We start from the raw sequence: 15,970 nt of genomic DNA on the forward strand, positions 1-15,970 counted from the left end.
AGGTCACCGAAATGTCCCTGCCCCTCGCCCAACAGTTACGCCGCCGTAAGCCGATCGTCTTCCAGCACCGCCATCACAAGGGCGAGGAACTCGCGCGCAATCTGACGACCTTCCAACTCATGATGTTCGGGGTCGGGGCGACGGTCGGGACCGGCGTCTTCTTCGTCCTCGGGGAGGCGGTCCCCAAGGCGGGCCCGGCCGTGCTGGTCTCGTTCCTCGTCGCTGGTCTGGCCGCGGGCTTGTCGGCGCTCTGCTATGCGGAGATGGCGTCGGCGATCCCGGTCAGCGGGTCGACCTATTCCTATGCCTACCACGCGCTCGGCGAGCTTGTAGCGGTCGTCATCGCGGGCTGCGTGCTGCTGGAGTATGGCGTGGCGACGGGGGCCGTCGCCGTCGGCTGGAGCGGCTATTTCAATGAGCTCCTGCACGAGACCATCGGGTGGCAACTGCCCCGGGCCTTGTCGATCTCGCCCATCCCGGGCACCGACGGCGTCGCCACCGGGGGGCTGATCAATCTGCCCGCTGTCGTGCTCGTGCTGCTTTGCATGCTGCTGCTGATCCGCGGCGCCTCCGAATCGGCGAAGATCAACGCGATCATGGTCCTGATCAAGCTCGGGGTTCTGCTGCTCTTCTCCGTCATCGGCTTCACCGCCTTCAACGCCGACCACTTCTCCGACTTCTTCGGCAAGGGCTTCGCCGGCATCAGTGCCGCAGCCGGCACCATCTTTTTCTCCTTCATCGGCCTTGACGCGGTGGCCACCGCTGGTGAGGAGGTCAAGGATCCACAAAAGGCCTTGCCGCGCGCCATCATTGGCGCCTTGACGATCGTCTCCGGCATCTACCTCGCCGTCGCCGCCGCCGGTTTGGCCGCCAAGCCCGTGTCCTTCTTCGAGGACTCCGAAAACAGCGAGGCCGGCCTCGCCCTGATCCTCAAGGAGATCACCGGCAACGAGGTCTGGAGCACCGTCCTGGCTGCCGGTGCCGTGATCTCGATCTTCTCCGTCACGTTGGTGACGCTCTATGGCCAGACCCGAATCTTGTTCGCGATCGGCCGGGATGGCTTGATCCCCAAGCGATTCCTCGAAGTGAATCCCAAGACCATGACGCCGACCTTTAACACCATCGTCGTCTCGATCGTGGTCGCGCTGATCGGCGGGTTCGTGCCTGCGGACTATCTCTGGGACACGGTCTCGATCGGCACCCTGATGGCCTTCTCCATGGTCGCGATCGGGATCATGGTCATGCGCCGGACCCATCCCAATCTGGAGCGGCCGTTCAAGATCCCGGGCTATCCGGTGACACCGATCCTGACCGTCGTGGCCTGCCTCTACATCCTCTATGGCCTGGCCGCCATCACCTGGGTCATTTTCGCGGTGTGGATCTCCATCGTGCTGACCTTCTACTTCGCCTACGGGCGGCGCCACGCCACCTTGAATCACTATGTGGACGAGGAGGAGATCGCCGAACCGAGCGGTCGTCGCCGGGAGGGTGAGGAATGACCTATCTCGTCGGCTACAGCCCCCACAAGGATGACGGCAGTGCCATCGCTCTTGCCTGCCAGTTCGCCCGGTCTGAGGCGGACCGCGTCCACGCCCTGACCGTCGTGCCGCGCGGCTGGGAGACCGCCGTTGCGGGCGACACCGACCGAGCCTTCCAGCAATGGGCCGCCCAAGAAGGTGAGGCCAGTTCGGCTGCAGCCCTGGCACTTCTGGCGCAGCATCCCGATGTCCTGGGGGAGGCGACCTGGGTCAGTGGACGGTCCGTACCGCAAGCCATTTTGGAGGCCACGGATCGTCTGGCGGCCTCGCTCGTGGTGGTCGGTTCGGGCGAAAACGGTCCGCCCGGCCGGGTCACCGCGACCTCCAAGACCGACCGATTGCTGCACTCGGCGCAAGTCCCCGTCGCGATCGCCCCACGGGGTTATCGCGCCGACGGTGACGCCCGAATCACCCGCGTCACCATGGGTTTTCGCGATGATGACGCCAGTTGGACGTTACTCGATCAGGTGTCGTCGATCTGTCTGCGCGTCGGCGCGAGTCTGCGCCTGGTGACTTTCGCGGTCCGCCCGCAGACCATGGTGACGTCCGCCGTCCGCGGAGCTGAACTTGGTGTCTTCCAGCAGTGGCTTGCGCAGGCCCGTTCCGGGCTCGACGAGGCGGCGGCGCACCTGCGCGACAGCGGCTTTGCGGCCGATGCCGTCACGACGATTGTCTCCGAAGGCGCATCCTGGGCCGCGGCCCTGGCCAGCGTCGACTGGGCCAGCGACGAGGTGCTCGTGGTCGGGTCCTCCTCCACGCTTCGGCTCGCGCAGGTCTTCCTCGGCTCCAGCGCCGCCAAGATCCTGCGCAACGCCACTGTCCCGGTCGTCGTCGTGCCGTGACCTCGGGCTATTCGCTGGCCTCGACATGGGTCGGTGCTGCACTCTGGTGGGTATGACGCTGCCTCCACTTCCCGCCGGCTTGGTTACCCGGCCGCTCGCGATGAGCGACCTCGACGCGACCTTCCGGGTGTATGTCGAGGACGAGTTCGTCAATACGGGGCACCGAATGGTGGAACCGGAGGACATCGAATCTGATTGGTCTCGTTCGTCTTTCGACCTGGCGACCGATTCCGTGGGCGTGTTCGACGGCGAGGAACTCGTCGGCGCCGCGGAAGTCTTCGGTGCGCGGCGAGCCGACGGGGCGGTGCTGCCGAGTCATCACGGGCGAGGCATCGGCAGCTGGCTCGCGGCGTGGACCGAGCGGACCGCCCGCGCCAAGGACGGCTCGCTCGTGGGGCAGTCAAAGTTCGATGGCTCGCCGGCGGAGGCGCTGCTGCGAGGCCGCGGCTACCGCACGCTGTGGACCTCTTGGGTGCTGGAAGTGCCCGAGGGCGCGGAGATTGCGCCGCAACCGCTCCCGCCGGGGTACGCGATTCGCGAGTTCACGGCGGAGGATGAGCACGCGGCATACCAGCTGATCGAGGACGCTTTCAACGAGTGGCCGGACCGCACCCCACAGGCCTTCGAGGACTGGCGGCCCCGGATCGTTGGGAGAACTGGGTTCTCCCCCTGGCAGATTCGCTTCGTCAGAGACAGTGCGGGCGAGCCGGTCGGCATCGCGTGCCTCATCCTCGACAGCCAGAACTGTGCATATGTCGATCAGCTCGCCGTCCGCCGCGACCACCGCGGTCGGGGGCTGGCTCGGGCGCTGCTCGTGGATGCCTTTGAGGAGGGTCGACGGCGTGGGGCGACGCGCTCCGAGCTATCGACCGACAGCCGGACGGGCGCCTTGGGGGTCTATCTGGCGGTGGGCATGGTCGTGACGCAGAGTTGGCACCACTGGGTCACCGACGTCTAAGACACCCCACGAAGTTTCCTCACTCGCCAGCTCGCTCCGGTACTTCGCGAGGACCCCGTCCTGGAGATTCGCAAAAGGGTTTAGGTTCAGGCCATGGAGATCCGGGTGCTCACGCAGAATCTGCGCGGTCCGAGTGATCCGCCGCCGAACGATTGGGCGTCGCGGCGACCGCGCTTCCGGGCGCTCCTCGATCGCGTCCAGCCGGATTTCATCACCACGCAAGAAGCGCACTTCGCGATCCTTCAGGACCTGCGGCGAGACTCTCCAGCCGATGCGCCGCTGGAGTGGACCGGCCTCGGCCGGCGCGGCGGGTCGAGCGACGAGCACTGCGCGGTCGTGCACCGGGCGGATCGGTGGGAGGTCACGGCATACGACCACCTCGCGCTCTCGGCCAACCCCCGGACGATCCCGTCAACGTGGACAGCCACGCAGGACTGCCCACGGATGGTGACGTGGGCTCGCTACCGCCATCGGGTCTCCGGGGTGGAGGTCACGATCGCGAGCACGCACCTCGACCAGCTTTGTGCGACAAGCAGATCCGCGTCCGCTCAACAGCTCGTCGAACTGGTTGAATCACTCGGCGACGGACCGCTTGTCCTGGCTGGCGACTTCAACGACGAGCCGGGCAGCCCGGCATACCGCACCCTGACCGGCGCCCTCACGGCGGTCTTCCCGACAACGGAGCCGCAGCAGACGTTCAACGGGTATGGCGCGGGTGGCGGTTGCATCGACTGGATGTGGCAGCGCGGCTTCGACGCTGCCGTCTGGCATGTGCTCACGCCCGAGCCGCCGGTGAGTGACCACAATGGCGTGCTCGCCCAATTGGTGCTTGACGAGCCGGCTACTGCGGCTCGCTGATGTCGGCTACCCGCGCGGCGAGGGCCTGGAGCAGGGGATCGGCGTCGAGGCTGAGCGCCATGCCATGGCGGCCGGCGCCCATGGAGATCCGGCGACCGGGGATGGACGCGTCCGCGATGACCGGCCAGGCGGTCGAGGCGCCGAGCGGCGTGATGGTGCCGCGCTCGTAGCCCGTGACCGCCTTGGCAGTCGCCGCGTCCGGCATCGAGAGGCGATTGACGCCGAGCAGACCACGCAGCTTCGGCCACGAGATCTCGCGATCGCCGGGGACGAGGACGAACAGGAAGTCGTCATCGGCCCGGCGCACCACGAGCGTCTTGATGATGTCGGCGGGCGTCACCCCGCGTGCTGCGGCCGCCTCGGCGAGTGATGCAACCGGACCGTGTTGCGTGACAACGAAATCCAGCCCGAGCTCACTCGCGTGCTTGGTGGCCGGGGTCGGGTCGATGTGCTCGCTCACGATCCGATCGTATGACCGTTCCCCGACCAGCCCTCGTCGCCCGCGCCTACGACCGCGCTACCGCCCCGCCTAACAACCGCGCTACCGCCTGGTATTGGTCGTGATCGCGACCAATACCAGGCGGTAGCGCGGTTGTTAGGGCTGCGGGGGGACTGGGATGGACTCAGCGCAGGGCGAGGGCGGCCAGGGCGGCGTTGACGATCGAGCCGGAGGTGAGGTCGTGCGCCTCATACAAGTCCGCGACCGTGCCCGACTGCCCGAACGAGTCGACCCCGAGCGGCACGCACGGCACCCCGAGCGCGGAACCGAGCCAGGCCAGCGCGTGCGACGACGCGTCGTGCACGGTGACCACGGGAGCCCGCATGTCGAAGGCTGCCCGCAGCGCGCCGGGAATCGACGGCGTGGTCGCTGTGCGGATGCCCTGGCGCAGCGTGCGCTGCCACGCGGCATACAGCCGGTCGGCGGACGTCAGGTCGATCACATGCGCGAGGATGCCCTCGTCCGCGAGTTCCGCTGCGGCCGTCAGGACTTCGGGCATGACCGCACCGGAGGCAGCGAGTTGGACGACCGGCGCTCCGTGTGTCTCCCCCGCGTCGACGAGCCGGTATGCACCGGCCAGCACCTGCCGCCGCAAGGTCGCCTGGCCCAGCCGCTCCCTGGCCGCCTCGAAAGGCGCCTGGTCGATCGGGCGAGTCGTGAGCCGGAAATAGTAGCTGCCGTCATCGGTCTTGCCAAGCGCATCACCCTTGCCGGGGTCGGCGATCCGCGCCAATGCGTGGCAGAGCAGCCAGTCGACGCACGCGGCATATGCCGGCTCCAGCAGCGTGGTGTTGGGCAGCTCGATCCCCACGGACGGTGTGATGGTCGACTGGTGGGCGCCGCCCTCGGGGGCGAGGGTCACGCCCGAAGGCGTGCCGGCGACGACGAAGCGCGAGCCGGAGTAGGCGGCATACACATAGGCGTCGAGTCCGCGCAGGACGAAGGGGTCATAGAGCGTCCCGACCGGCAGGAGCAGCTGGTCGGAGTGGTCCCACGCGAGGCCGAGCATCCCGAGGTTGAGGAAGAGGTTCATCTCCGAGATGCCGAGCTCGATGTGTTGTCCCGCAGGGGATTCCGTCCACTTCACGAGCGGATCGGGACTCCACGAAACCTTCTCCTCCGGGTGGAAGACACCCGTGCGGTTGATGAAGCCGGCGAGGTTGGTCGAGGTCGCGACATCCGGCGCGGTGGTGACGATGTGATCGCCGACGCCGTCGACGCGCGAGAGGCTGACGAGGATGCGGCCGAAGGCCTCTTGGGTCGACATCGGCTTGGCCGACTTGAGCCCCGTTGCGGCCGGGACCGGCAGCGGTTGGCGCTCTTGCGCCGGATCGCGGCGCAGGTGCTCGGCGCGCACGCCGGCCCACTGACCGGCCGCGGTGGTCGGGTCGAAGCGGTCCCACTCGGTGTCGCTGGTCAAGCCGAGGCGCGTGCGCAGCTCGCCGACCTGCTCTGTCGAAAGCAGCGCGGAGTGGTTGCGCGGGTTGCCCGCCAGCGGCAGACCCCAACCCTTGACGGTATAGGCGAAAACCACGCTGGGACGGTCGGTTTCGGCGTCGCAGGCGCGGTACGCCGCAAGCATCGCCTCCACATCGTGACCCCCGAGATCGGTGACCAGGCTCGCGAGGTCCGCGTCCGGCATACCGTCGAAGACGCCGACCACCTCGGCAGGCGCGCCGTCGAGGAAACGCTCGCGAACGCCAGCCGGGTCGAGGCCGAACAGGGATTGGTAGCGCTCGTTGGGCATGGCATCGATCCACGCCTCCAGCGCCGCTCCCCCGGGCTGGGCGTATGCCGCGGTGAGCCGAGGACCGTACTTCACCTCGACGACATGCCAGCCCGCTGCCTGAAATTGACTGCGCCACTGTTGGATTCGGATGCCAGGCACCACGCGGTCCAGAGATTGCCGGTTGAAGTCGACGATCCACATGACATTGCCGAGACCCTGCGTGGCCGGGTCGGCGATGGCCTCCCAGATGTTGCCCTCGTCCAATTCGGCGTCGCCGAGCAACGCGATGAAACGCGAGGCGGGGCGGGCACCGAAGTGCGCATCGACATACCTGCGGGCAACGGCCGCGAAGAGCGGCGCCGCCGGGCCGAGGCCCACCGATCCGGTCGAGAAGTCGACCGGATCGGGGTCCTTGGTGCGCGACGGATAGGACTGCAACCCACCGAACGCCCGCAGCGTCGGGAGATAGGAGCGGTCGAGATTGCCGAGGAGGTAGTTGATCGCGTGCAGCACCGGCGAGGCGTGCGGCTTGACGGAGATGCGGTCCGGCGCGTCGAGGTGCGCGAAGTAGAGCGCTGTCATGGCTGTTACCAGGCTGGCACTGCTGGCCTGGTGACCGCCGACCTTTACCCCATCGCCGGTGGCGCGGTCGTGGTTCGCGGCGTCGACGATGCGCGTGGACAGCCAAAGGACGCGCTGCGCGATGTCCTCGAGCAGCTTCGAATCCGGCTGCACGCCAGTGCTTTCGGTCACTTCATGCAAAGGCACCGCGCTCGCTCCGCTCGCACTCTCTCGCTGCTCCGGTGAAATAGGAGCTCCTGCGTCGCTCATTTCACCGGGTCCCACAGCGAGTGGTAGGCGTTGACAGCCTGCTGCCCGCCGAGGTGGGCATAGAGCACCGTCGAGTCCGCCGGGATGTCCTTGTCCTTGACCAGGTCGATGAGCCCGGCGAGGGACTTGCCTTCATAGACCGGGTCGGTGATCATCGCCTCGAGCTGCGCGCCCATCGCCATGGCGTTCATCGTCGACTCCACGGGCAGACCGTACAGCTCTCCGGCCCAGCCCTCGAGCACCTGGATTTCGTCATCGCGGATGTCGCGGCCGAGCTCGATCAGCTCGGCGGTGTGGCGGGCGATCCGGGCGACCTGATCGCGGGTCTTCTCCAGGGTGGCGGAGGCGTCGATGCCGAGCACGCGGCGCTTAACTCCGGTGAGTTCCTCCAGCGCGGCGAAGCCGGCGATCATGCCCGCGTGCGTCGAGCCAGTCACGGTGCAGACGACGATGGTGTCGAAGAAGACGCCGAACTGCTTCTCCTGCTCGGCGACCTCGAAGGCCCAGTTCGCGAACCCGAGCCCGCCGAGGGGGTGCTCGGAGGCGCCGGCGGGGATGGCGTATGGCGTGCCGCCCGCCTCCTCGACCTCGCGCAGCGCGTCCTTCCAGGAGTCGCGGATGCCGATGTCGAAGCCGGCGGGGTCGAGCCGCGAGTCCGCGCCCATCATGCGCGAGAGCAGGATGTTGCCGACCTTGTCGTTCACCGGGTCATCCCAGGGCACCCACTTCTCCTGCACCAGACGGCATTTCATGCCGAGGTGGGCGGCGACGGCCGCGACCTGCCGGGTGTGGTTGGACTGGTAGCCGCCGATCGAGACCAGCGTGTCGGCGCCGGAGGCGATCGCGTCCGGGACGATGTACTCCATCTTGCGAATCTTGTTGCCGCCGTATGCCAGCCCGCTGCTCACGTCCTCGCGCTTGGCCCAGACCTGGGCGCCGCCGAGGTGGTCGGACAGCCGCTTGAGGTGATGGATCGGGCTGGGGCCGAAGGTCAGCTGGTGGCGGGGAAACTGGTCGAGCTTCATCGGTCGTCCTTTGCGGTTGTGCCGGATGGTTCGGCGGGGTGTGGTTGTGGTCGTGGGGCGGAGGTGGTGGCCTGATCGAGAGTCGAGAGCAGCGGGCCGAGGCTTTGCCAGGTCTCGTGCGAGACCTCCGCCGCCGCGGCGGTGTCTCCCGCCTCGCACAGGTCGACCAGGCGGGTATGCAGTGCGACCGACGCCCGTCCGGTGAGCGAGGCGAAGCGCAGCCGCTCCAGGCGGCGCAGCACCGGCGTGAATTGGTCGAGCACGGTCACAATCGCCGAATTGGCCGCTGCCGCAACGGGAATCGCGTGGAATGCGTCATCTGCGGCCAGCGCGGCGTCGGCATCCCCGGCCCGCATGGCGGCGGCAAAATCCTGGTTGGCCGCACGCATGGCGTCCAGGTCGCCGCTGCTGAGCCGCGCCACGGCGAGTTCCACGGCCAGCCGGTGCATCGCCGCGACGACCGACTGGGCGTCCCGGATCGCGCTGCTCTCGAGCGGAGCGACGATCGTCGACCGACCGGGCGCGGCCGACACCAGGCCCGCCGCACTCAGCCGCAGGATTGCCTCGCGCACTGGCGTCCGACTCACCCCCAGCCACTCGGCCAGGTCTTGATCGCGCAGCTGCTCCCCCGGCGAGAAGGTGCCGTCGACGATGGCGTCCCGCAGTCGGGCATACACATCATCGCGAAGCAGCCCGCGCTTCAGCGCACTAGTTCCGGCATTCTTCGGAATCGGCATGCAATATATTGCACATCGCGTCGCCGAATTGTCAACTGGCGACTCATCAAGCCCAAGCGCCAACCAAGGCGTGGCGACGTCGGCCCCGGGATCATGCGGGCGGCATACGTCCGGAACTGTCAGGGAGTGGGCAGACCGCAACCGATTCGTCACGCGCCACCCTGAGCAGATCTGGATGAGCAGTGGCGAGCGGTTGCCTGAGCCTTTCGGCGGTCGCGAGCGCCACGCAATCGGCGAGGCTCACTGGGCAGCGCTTGCTGCCGTAGTGCCTGGCGCGCAACAGAGCCGCGCGGGTGGCGATAGTGGCGTCTACATCGACAACCTCCAACCCTGCTTGCTGGAGCAGGGCCAAGTCACCGAGCAATTCATCTTCACCGAATCCGAACACGCGGACGAGCAGGTCGATCACTTCTGCCAGGTTGGCGCTCGATATGGCCGTGATTCCACCAAAGAGCTCCTCGACCTGCCCCGCGCACGGTTCGCCGCGCAGAAAACCCACGAGGGCGAAGGCGTCGAGCACGGTCATTCGTGCCGCGCCTCCCGCGTTGCGTCGGCCGCACGCTCATGCCGTCGAGCTTCGTCGGTGTTGGGCCCTGAGCCGGCATACGCGCCGCGCAAGGTGGCGACTATGTCATCCGTCATGGGCCTGACGATGACGTAATCCCCCTGGTCGACGACGACAACGCGCTCGGTGGCCCACCGGCGGCGCACCTCTGCGGGTAGCGAGAACTGACCGTTGCGCGAGATCTTCGATGTTGCCGTAGTCATAGTACATTGTATGAGGCCCGCTCTTCATACAACGAGGTCACCGCTTCACCTTCCCAGGAAACCGTCAGGCTTCTCGCCTAGCGTGCGACCCTTACTTTTCCCGCTCACCACTGACAAGGCAGGCCCGTGGCGAAGAAGAAGCAAGCAACCACCGACACCTCGGCGGCGCGACGCGCGCAGCTTGAGGCGGTCCGCAAGCAGCAGGCGCAGGCCGAACGCCGGCGCGGGATGGCGATCTGGGGGTCTGGCTTGGCCGTCCTGCTGCTGATTGCCGGCGTCGTGGGGTTCACCATCGTCAAGGACCGGCAGTCCGCGGGCAAGGTCAGCCTTGATGCGGTCAAGACGTATAAGTACGAAGGCGGCAAGCACACCGACCAGACGGTGAAGTATGCCGAGAATCCGCCCGTCGGCGGCGAGCACTCGGGCACCTGGCTCAACTGCGGCGTCTACGACAAGCCGGTTCCCAACGAGAATGCTGTGCACTCCCTGGAGCACGGGGCGGTGTGGGTGACCTACGACCCGAAGCTTCCGAGCGCCGATGTCGACAAGCTCCGCAAGGAGATCCCGTCGACCTACATGGTGCTCTCGCCGTTTGACGGCCTGCCCAGCCCGGTTGTCGCCTCCGCCTGGGGCAAGCAGTTGACGCTGACGGGCGCCGACGATCCGCGCCTCGAGGCCTTCATCGCCGCCTACCGGCAGGGCCCGCAGACCCCCGAGCCCGGCGCGGTCTGCACCGGCGGCATGGACGCGGACGGCAAGGTCTCCTGATGGCCCAGCCGGCCACGGCGCCCGAGGCACCCTGGGCCGGGGCCGATCCGCATACGGACTCCCCCAAGCCGGCGCTCGGCCGCCCGGCGCTCGCCATCGTCGCTGTCCTGGGCCTGCTTGCCGCCGCGCTTGCGGGCTTCTTCCTCAACCGCGCCGACGGGCACCCCGGCAACTCCAGCGCCGAGGCGGGGTTCGCTCGCGATATGTCGACCCACCACGCGCAGGCGGTCGAGATGGCCTTTCTCATCCGCGACCGGACCCAGGATGAGGACCTGCGCCGGATGGCCTTCGACATCATCACCAGCCAGCAGCAGCAGATCGGTCAGATGAGCGCCTGGCTGACGCTGTGGGGCCTGCCGCAGACCGGCACGGACCCGGCGATGAGCTGGATGGGCGATATGCCGGGCATGGATCACGGCTCGATGAGCCACGGCGAGGCGATGGCCTCGATGCCGGGCATCGCGTCATCCGAGGACATGGCGAAGCTGACGGCGGCTAAGGGTGTGGAAGCCGAAAAGCTGTTCCTGCAGTTGATGATTGCGCACCACAAGGGTGGCGTCGAGATGGCCAAGGCCGCGCTCGATCGGGCCAAGGAACCGGCCGTCCGCAACCTGGCGCAAGGCATGGTGAACGCACAATCCGCAGAGATCGAGACGATGACGGCGATGCTCGCGCAACGCGAGTGATCCGCATACCTCACAGCCAGCGGCCGGGACCTGCGATGAGGTCCCGGCCGCTGTCGTTTCCCGTGCGTGGGTATGCCGTGTGCGCCGGCGCGCGCAGTCAGTCGCCTTGGGCGTCCAGCAGGTCGCTGACGACCTGAATGTAGTCGGCCTGGGCGGTCTCGGCATCGGTGCCGGCGAGCTTGGCCCACGCGTCATACTTCGCCCGGCCGACAAAGTCGGTGAAACCGGGGCGGCGCCCCGACACATCGCCGTCGGTGGCCTGCTTGTAGAGGGAGTAGAGGCGCAACTTCGCCTCATTGCCCGGGTCCTTGGTCAGGCCCGAGACCGCCGCCACTGCGGAGTCAAAGTCGGTGATGTCAGCCATTGCGCTTGAGCCACTCCTCTGCGATCTGCACGGCATTGAGCGCCGCGCCCTTGCGTAGATTGTCTCCCACGACAAAGAGCACCAGGCCCTTGCCGTCCGGGGCCGCCTGATCAGCGCGGACCCGGCCGACGAAAACCTGGTCACGGCCGGTGGCTTCGAGGGGATTGGGGACGTCCGTCACGACCACGCCGGGCGCGTTCTTGAGCAGGTCGAGTGCTTCCTCGGGCGAGATGTCGTTCTCGAACTCGGCGTGAATGGCCAGGGAGTGGCCGCTGAACACCGGCACACGCACGCAGGTGCCGGACACGCGCAGGTCGGGGGCGTGCAGGATCTTGCGCGACTCGTTGCGCAGCTTCTGCTCCTCGTCGGTCTCCAGCGAGCCGTCGTCGACGAGCGAGCCGGCGAGGGGGACGACATTGAAGCCGACAGGCACGGCATACACCTGCGCCTCGGGGACCTCGATGGCCCCGCCGTCGAGGGCCAGCCCCATCGGGTCACCCGCGGCATACCCGCCGCGCAGCTGGCGGTCGAGTTCCTGGACGCCCTTGCCGCCGGAGCCCGAGACGGCCTGGTATGACGCGACGTGCATGCGCTTTAGGCCAGCCTTGTCGTGCAGCGGCTTGAGGACTGGCATGGCGGCCATCGTCGTGCAGTTGGGGTTGGCCACGATGCCCTTGGGGATGTCGAGGAGGTCGTCGGCGTTGACCTCGCTGACGACGAGCGGCACCTCGGGGTCCTTGCGCCAGGCGCTGGAGTTGTCGATGACGACGGCGCCGGCCGCGGCGACCTTGGGGGCGTACTCCTTCGAGCTCGACCCGCCATTGGAGAACAGGGCGATGTCGAGGCCGCTGAAGTCCGCAGTCGCGGTGTCCTCGACGACGACCTCGGTGTCGCGCCACGGCAGGGTCGTGCCCGCCGAACGCTCCGAGGCGAAGTAGCGGATCTCGTCGACGGGGAAGTCCCGCTCTTCGAGGAGGGTCCGCATGACCCCGCCGACCTGACCGGTGGCACCGAATACACCAACACGCATGAGTCGAGGATAAGGAGCGCGTCCACCGAGTTCCGGTTGCGCCCGCTAGGTGGGCAACGCGCGGCGTCGTGCGGTGACGCGTCGGGGTTCCCCGCGAAGTATCGCAGCGACGTAGGAGCGGAGAACTTCGTGGGGTGACGAGTCGGGGTTCCCCGCGAAGTATCGCAGCGACGTAGGAGCGGAGAACTTCGTGGGGTGGCTAAAAGCCGAGGCGCTGGAGTTGTTTGGGGTCGCGCTGCCAGTCTTTGGCGACCTTCACCCGCAGGTGCAGATAGACGCGCCGGCCAAGCAGGGCCTCGATCCCGGCGCGGGCATCGGTGCCGACCTCACGCAGCCGGGAGCCGCCCTTGCCGATGATGATCGCCTTTTGACTGTCGCGCTCGACGAAGATGTTGACGCGCACGTCGAGCATCGGCTTGTCCTCGGGCGTCTCCTCGCGTTCGGTGATCTCCTCGACGACGACGGCGATCGAGTGCGGCAACTCGTCGCGGACACCTTCGAGGGCGGCTTCGCGAACGAGTTCCGCGATCCGGGTGTCGGTGTCCTCGTCGGTGATCACGCCCTCGGGATAGAGCGGCCCCGGCGCCGGGGGGAGGTATGACGCGAGCACCCGCTGCACGTCCTCCACCTGGTCGCCCCGGGACGCCGAGCAGGGGACGATGGCGGCCCAGTCGGCGAGCTGGTCGATGGCGATGAGGTGCTCGGCGAGGCGCTTCTTGTCGACCTTGTCGATCTTGGTCGCGATCGCGACCACGGGCAGTTTCTTGCCGCGCATGAGCTCGGTCAGTTCGTTGGCGATAAACCGGTCGCCGGGTCCGATCCGCTGATCGGCCGGCAGGCAGAAGCCGACGACATCGACATCGAGCAGGGTCGCGCGGACTAGGTCGTTGAGGCGCTCCCCCAGCAGGGTGCGCGCCTTGTGCAGGCCGGGGGTGTCGACGAGGATCAGTTGGCTCGTCGGGCCGGTGACAATGCCCCGGATCGTATGCCGAGTGGTCTGGGGCTTGGAGGAGGTGATCGCCACCTTGTCCCCCACCAGGGCATTGGTGAGCGTCGACTTGCCGGCATTGGGGCGGCCGACGAGACACGCGAAACCGGCTGTGTAGGAGGGCTTCTCGGGCGTCATACGCGGTGCTCCGTCCGGGAGGTGGCAGGTTCATGATCGACGACGAGCTCGCCCGTTGCATCGAAGACAGGTGGTAGCGGGGTCACCAGGACCGAGGCGATCCGGTGGCGGCGGCCGGCCATCCGCTCGGCGGTCAGGGTGTAGATCCCGACATCACAGTGCGACCCCAGGATGGGCACCTGGCCGAGGCGTTTGGCGATCAGGCCCCCAACGGTGTCGACACCCTCGTCGTCCTCGAGGTCGACATCGAAGGCGTCGGCGAAGTCATCGACATTCATCGTCGCCGGGATCCGGAAACGGCCGTCGCCGAGATCCTCGACGCCGGGGGTCTCACGGTCATATTCATCATCGATCTCGCCGACGATTTCTTCAAGGATGTCCTCGATCGTCACCAGGCCGGCGGTGCCGCCATATTCGTCGACGACGATCGCGATGTGCACTGAGCCGCGTTGCATTTCGCGCAGCAGGTCATCGACCGGCTTCGATTCGGGAACGAACGGCATCTGCCGCATCAGCGATTCGATGGGGATGGTCGTCAAATCCGCTCCGCCAGAGGTCATTTGGCGGACTACGTCTTTCATGTAGATCAGGCCGACGATGTCATCGGGCCCGTCGTCGATGACCGGCAGCCGAGAGAAGCCGGAGCGGTTGAACAGCGACATCGCCTGGCGAGCCGTCTTGCCGACCTCGATAGAGACCATGTCGGTGCGCGGCACCATGACTTCGCGGGCGACCGTGTCGCCGAGTTCGAAGACGGAATGCAGCATCTCCCGCTCGTCGTCTTCAATGAGCGCGTTCTCGCCGGCGATGTCGACCAGGTCGCGCAGTTCCGACTCGCTCTGGAAGGGGCCGTCGCGATAGCCGCCGCCGGGCGTCACGAGATTGCCGAACATCACCAGGAGCCGAGCGACCGGCCCGAGCAGCCGACGCAGCCAGACCACAACGGGCGAGAGGGCGAGCGCGATGGCGTCGGAATGCTGCCGGCCGAGGGTGCGCGGCGAGACGCCGACAACGATGAAGGTCATCACCGTCATGATCGCGATGGAGATCAGCAACGCCTTCCAGAAGCCATCGACGATCGAGGTGACGGCGAGCGTCATACACACTGCCGCAACGGATTCCGCGACGGTGCGCAGGAAGGCGGTGACCGAGAGGTATGCCGCCGAGTCGGCCAGGATGACGCCGAGGCTCGTGGCTCCCCCGCGGCCTTCGTCCGCGAGTTCCTCGGCACGCACCCGGCTGGAGCGGCCGATGGCAGCCTCGGCGAGCGCGATGAGTGCAGCGAAAAGGACCGCGACCAGCGCGACCGCGATCAGTTGGCCGGTCATGGGCTCAGGCGCGCGGTCGGCCGCGGCCGGCGAGGAAGGTGAGCAGGAGTTGACGCTGCAACTCGAACATCTCCTTCTCCTCCTCCGGCTCGGCGTGGTCGTAGCCGAGCAAGTGCAGGATGCCGTGCGTCGTCAGGAGCAGCATTTCTTCGGCGGTTGCGTGTCCGGCCTCGGCAGCTTGCTTCGCGGCGACAGTGGGGCACAGGACGATATCGCCCAGAACGCCCTGCTCGGGCGCCTCGCCGTCGCGTCCCGGACGCAACTCGTCCATGGGGAAACTCATGACATCGGTCGGCCCCGGCAGGTCCATCCACTTCTCGTGTAGCACCGTCATCGTGGCCTCATCGACCAGGCGCAAACAGAGCTCGGCCTGCGGGTGCACGCGCATTTCGGCCATGACATAGCGTGCGAGGTCGACGAGTTCGACCTCATCGACAGCGGAGTCAGTCTCGTTGAGGACGTCGACGCTCACCAGTGGTCCTTCCCGGGCCAGAATGCTTGTGCTGCAACGAATCCCATCGACCGTAGGCATCGACGATGTCGCCGACGAGGCGGTGTCGCACGACATCCACGGAGGTGAGATTGGCGAAGTGAACGTCCTCGATTCCCCGCAGGATGTCCTGCACGACCTTCAGGCCGCTCTGCGTCCCACCCGGCAGGTCGACCTGCGTGACATCCCCCGTGACCACGATCTTGGACCCGAACCCGAGCCGGGTGAGGAACATCTTCATCTGCTCCGGCGAGGTGTTCTGCGCCTCGTCGAGGATGATGAACGCATCGTTCAACGTGTTGTGCGTGACCAGGAAGTCGTCGGTCACATAGAGCGAATCCTCAGCCGCAACCTTGATGCACATCACGTCGGCCTCGCCAGCCGGCTCGATCC

At 67.2% G+C, this 15,970-nt stretch carries 17 protein-coding genes and 1 pseudogene; 6 read left to right on the plus strand and 12 right to left on the minus strand.

Going from position 1 to position 15,970, the window contains the following annotated elements:
* Window positions 1-11: 11 nt before the first annotated feature.
* The 4 genes from ABD225_RS12550 (at window position 12) to ABD225_RS12565 (ending at window position 4,196) form a co-directional block, all read left to right on the plus strand.
* Window positions 12-1,499: an APC family permease gene (locus tag ABD225_RS12550; protein ID WP_344085807.1), complete on the plus strand. Its 1,488-nt coding sequence runs from the start codon at window positions 12-14 to the stop codon at window positions 1,497-1,499.
* Window positions 1,496-2,380 (plus strand): universal stress protein, encoded by an 885-nt coding sequence (locus ABD225_RS12555; RefSeq protein ID WP_344085810.1) that lies wholly within the window; start codon window positions 1,496-1,498, stop codon window positions 2,378-2,380. The genes ABD225_RS12550 and ABD225_RS12555 overlap by 4 nt, the downstream gene beginning before the upstream one ends.
* A 52-nt stretch (window positions 2,381-2,432) precedes the next feature.
* Complete coding sequence (locus ABD225_RS12560) at window positions 2,433-3,338, plus strand: GNAT family N-acetyltransferase (RefSeq protein WP_344085813.1); 906 nt, start codon at window positions 2,433-2,435, stop codon at window positions 3,336-3,338.
* 93 nt (window positions 3,339-3,431) lie between these two features.
* Complete coding sequence (locus ABD225_RS12565; protein ID WP_344085816.1) at window positions 3,432-4,196, plus strand: endonuclease/exonuclease/phosphatase family protein; 765 nt, start codon at window positions 3,432-3,434, stop codon at window positions 4,194-4,196.
* Here the strand turns inward: ABD225_RS12565 and ABD225_RS12570 are convergent.
* The 6 genes from ABD225_RS12570 to ABD225_RS12595 form a co-directional block, all read right to left on the minus strand.
* Complete coding sequence (locus ABD225_RS12570; protein ID WP_344085819.1) at window positions 4,180-4,656, minus strand: aminoacyl-tRNA deacylase; 477 nt, start codon at window positions 4,654-4,656, stop codon at window positions 4,180-4,182. The two genes, ABD225_RS12565 and ABD225_RS12570, sit on opposite strands and share 17 nt — an antisense overlap.
* A gap of 163 nt (window positions 4,657-4,819) precedes the next feature.
* Window positions 4,820-7,192 carry a transketolase-like TK C-terminal-containing protein gene (locus ABD225_RS12575; protein WP_344085822.1) on the minus strand — a complete coding sequence of 791 codons (2,373 nt, stop codon included), beginning with the start codon at window positions 7,190-7,192 and terminating at the stop codon, window positions 4,820-4,822.
* Between the two features lie 59 nt (window positions 7,193-7,251).
* Window positions 7,252-8,280, minus strand: a complete 1,029-nt coding sequence (locus tag ABD225_RS12580; RefSeq protein ID WP_344085825.1) for a 1-aminocyclopropane-1-carboxylate deaminase — start codon at window positions 8,278-8,280, stop codon at window positions 7,252-7,254.
* Window positions 8,277-9,017 (minus strand): GntR family transcriptional regulator, encoded by a 741-nt coding sequence (locus tag ABD225_RS12585; protein WP_344085828.1) that lies wholly within the window; start codon window positions 9,015-9,017, stop codon window positions 8,277-8,279. Before ABD225_RS12585 ends, ABD225_RS12580 begins: the two co-directional genes overlap by 4 nt.
* Window positions 9,018-9,108: 91 nt before the next feature.
* A complete protein-coding gene (locus tag ABD225_RS12590) occupies window positions 9,109-9,543 on the minus strand; it encodes a PIN domain-containing protein (protein ID WP_344085831.1) in 435 nt (144 codons plus the stop codon).
* On the minus strand, window positions 9,540-9,785 hold the full coding sequence (locus tag ABD225_RS12595; RefSeq protein WP_344085833.1) for an AbrB/MazE/SpoVT family DNA-binding domain-containing protein: 246 nt from the start codon (window positions 9,783-9,785) through the stop codon (window positions 9,540-9,542). Before ABD225_RS12595 ends, ABD225_RS12590 begins: the two co-directional genes overlap by 4 nt.
* Window positions 9,786-9,911: 126 nt before the next feature.
* On the opposite strand from ABD225_RS12595, the gene ABD225_RS12600 reads away from it, so the two are divergent.
* Both ABD225_RS12600 and ABD225_RS12605 read left to right on the plus strand, forming a co-directional pair.
* A complete protein-coding gene (locus ABD225_RS12600; RefSeq protein ID WP_344085836.1) occupies window positions 9,912-10,553 on the plus strand; it encodes a thioredoxin-like domain-containing protein in 642 nt (213 codons plus the stop codon).
* Window positions 10,553-11,239 carry a DUF305 domain-containing protein gene (locus ABD225_RS12605; protein ID WP_344085839.1) on the plus strand — a complete coding sequence of 229 codons (687 nt, stop codon included), beginning with the start codon at window positions 10,553-10,555 and terminating at the stop codon, window positions 11,237-11,239. Before ABD225_RS12600 ends, ABD225_RS12605 begins: the two co-directional genes overlap by 1 nt.
* 97 nt (window positions 11,240-11,336) lie before the next feature.
* Here the strand turns inward: ABD225_RS12605 and ABD225_RS12610 are convergent, their stop codons facing one another.
* From ABD225_RS12610 to ABD225_RS12635, 6 genes and pseudogenes are all read right to left on the minus strand, one after another.
* Window positions 11,337-11,603: an acyl-CoA-binding protein gene (locus ABD225_RS12610; RefSeq protein ID WP_344085842.1), complete on the minus strand. Its 267-nt coding sequence runs from the start codon at window positions 11,601-11,603 to the stop codon at window positions 11,337-11,339.
* Window positions 11,596-12,633: an aspartate-semialdehyde dehydrogenase gene (locus ABD225_RS12615; protein WP_344085845.1), complete on the minus strand. Its 1,038-nt coding sequence runs from the start codon at window positions 12,631-12,633 to the stop codon at window positions 11,596-11,598. Before ABD225_RS12615 ends, ABD225_RS12610 begins: the two co-directional genes overlap by 8 nt.
* Window positions 12,634-12,832: 199 nt before the next feature.
* Window positions 12,833-13,759 carry a GTPase Era gene (gene era / locus ABD225_RS12620; RefSeq protein ID WP_344085848.1) on the minus strand — a complete coding sequence of 309 codons (927 nt, stop codon included), beginning with the start codon at window positions 13,757-13,759 and terminating at the stop codon, window positions 12,833-12,835.
* The gene (locus ABD225_RS12625) at window positions 13,756-15,087 is read right to left on the minus strand and encodes a hemolysin family protein (protein ID WP_344085851.1); all 1,332 of its coding nucleotides are present in this window, start codon (window positions 15,085-15,087) and stop codon (window positions 13,756-13,758) included. Before ABD225_RS12625 ends, era begins: the two co-directional genes overlap by 4 nt.
* Before the next feature lie 4 nt (window positions 15,088-15,091).
* Entirely contained in the window at window positions 15,092-15,559 is a 468-nt protein-coding gene (gene ybeY / locus ABD225_RS12630) for an rRNA maturation RNase YbeY (protein WP_344085854.1), read from the minus strand.
* Window positions 15,531-15,875, minus strand: a pseudogene (locus ABD225_RS12635) (PhoH family protein); the annotation flags it as partial. The pseudogene ABD225_RS12635 and the gene ybeY, both read right to left, overlap by 29 nt.
* Between the last annotated feature and the right edge of the window lie 95 nt (window positions 15,876-15,970).

The sequence above is a fragment of the Nostocoides veronense genome (genome assembly GCF_039531185.1).
Taxonomy (GTDB): Bacteria; Actinomycetota; Actinomycetes; order Actinomycetales; family Dermatophilaceae; genus Nostocoides_A; species Nostocoides_A veronense.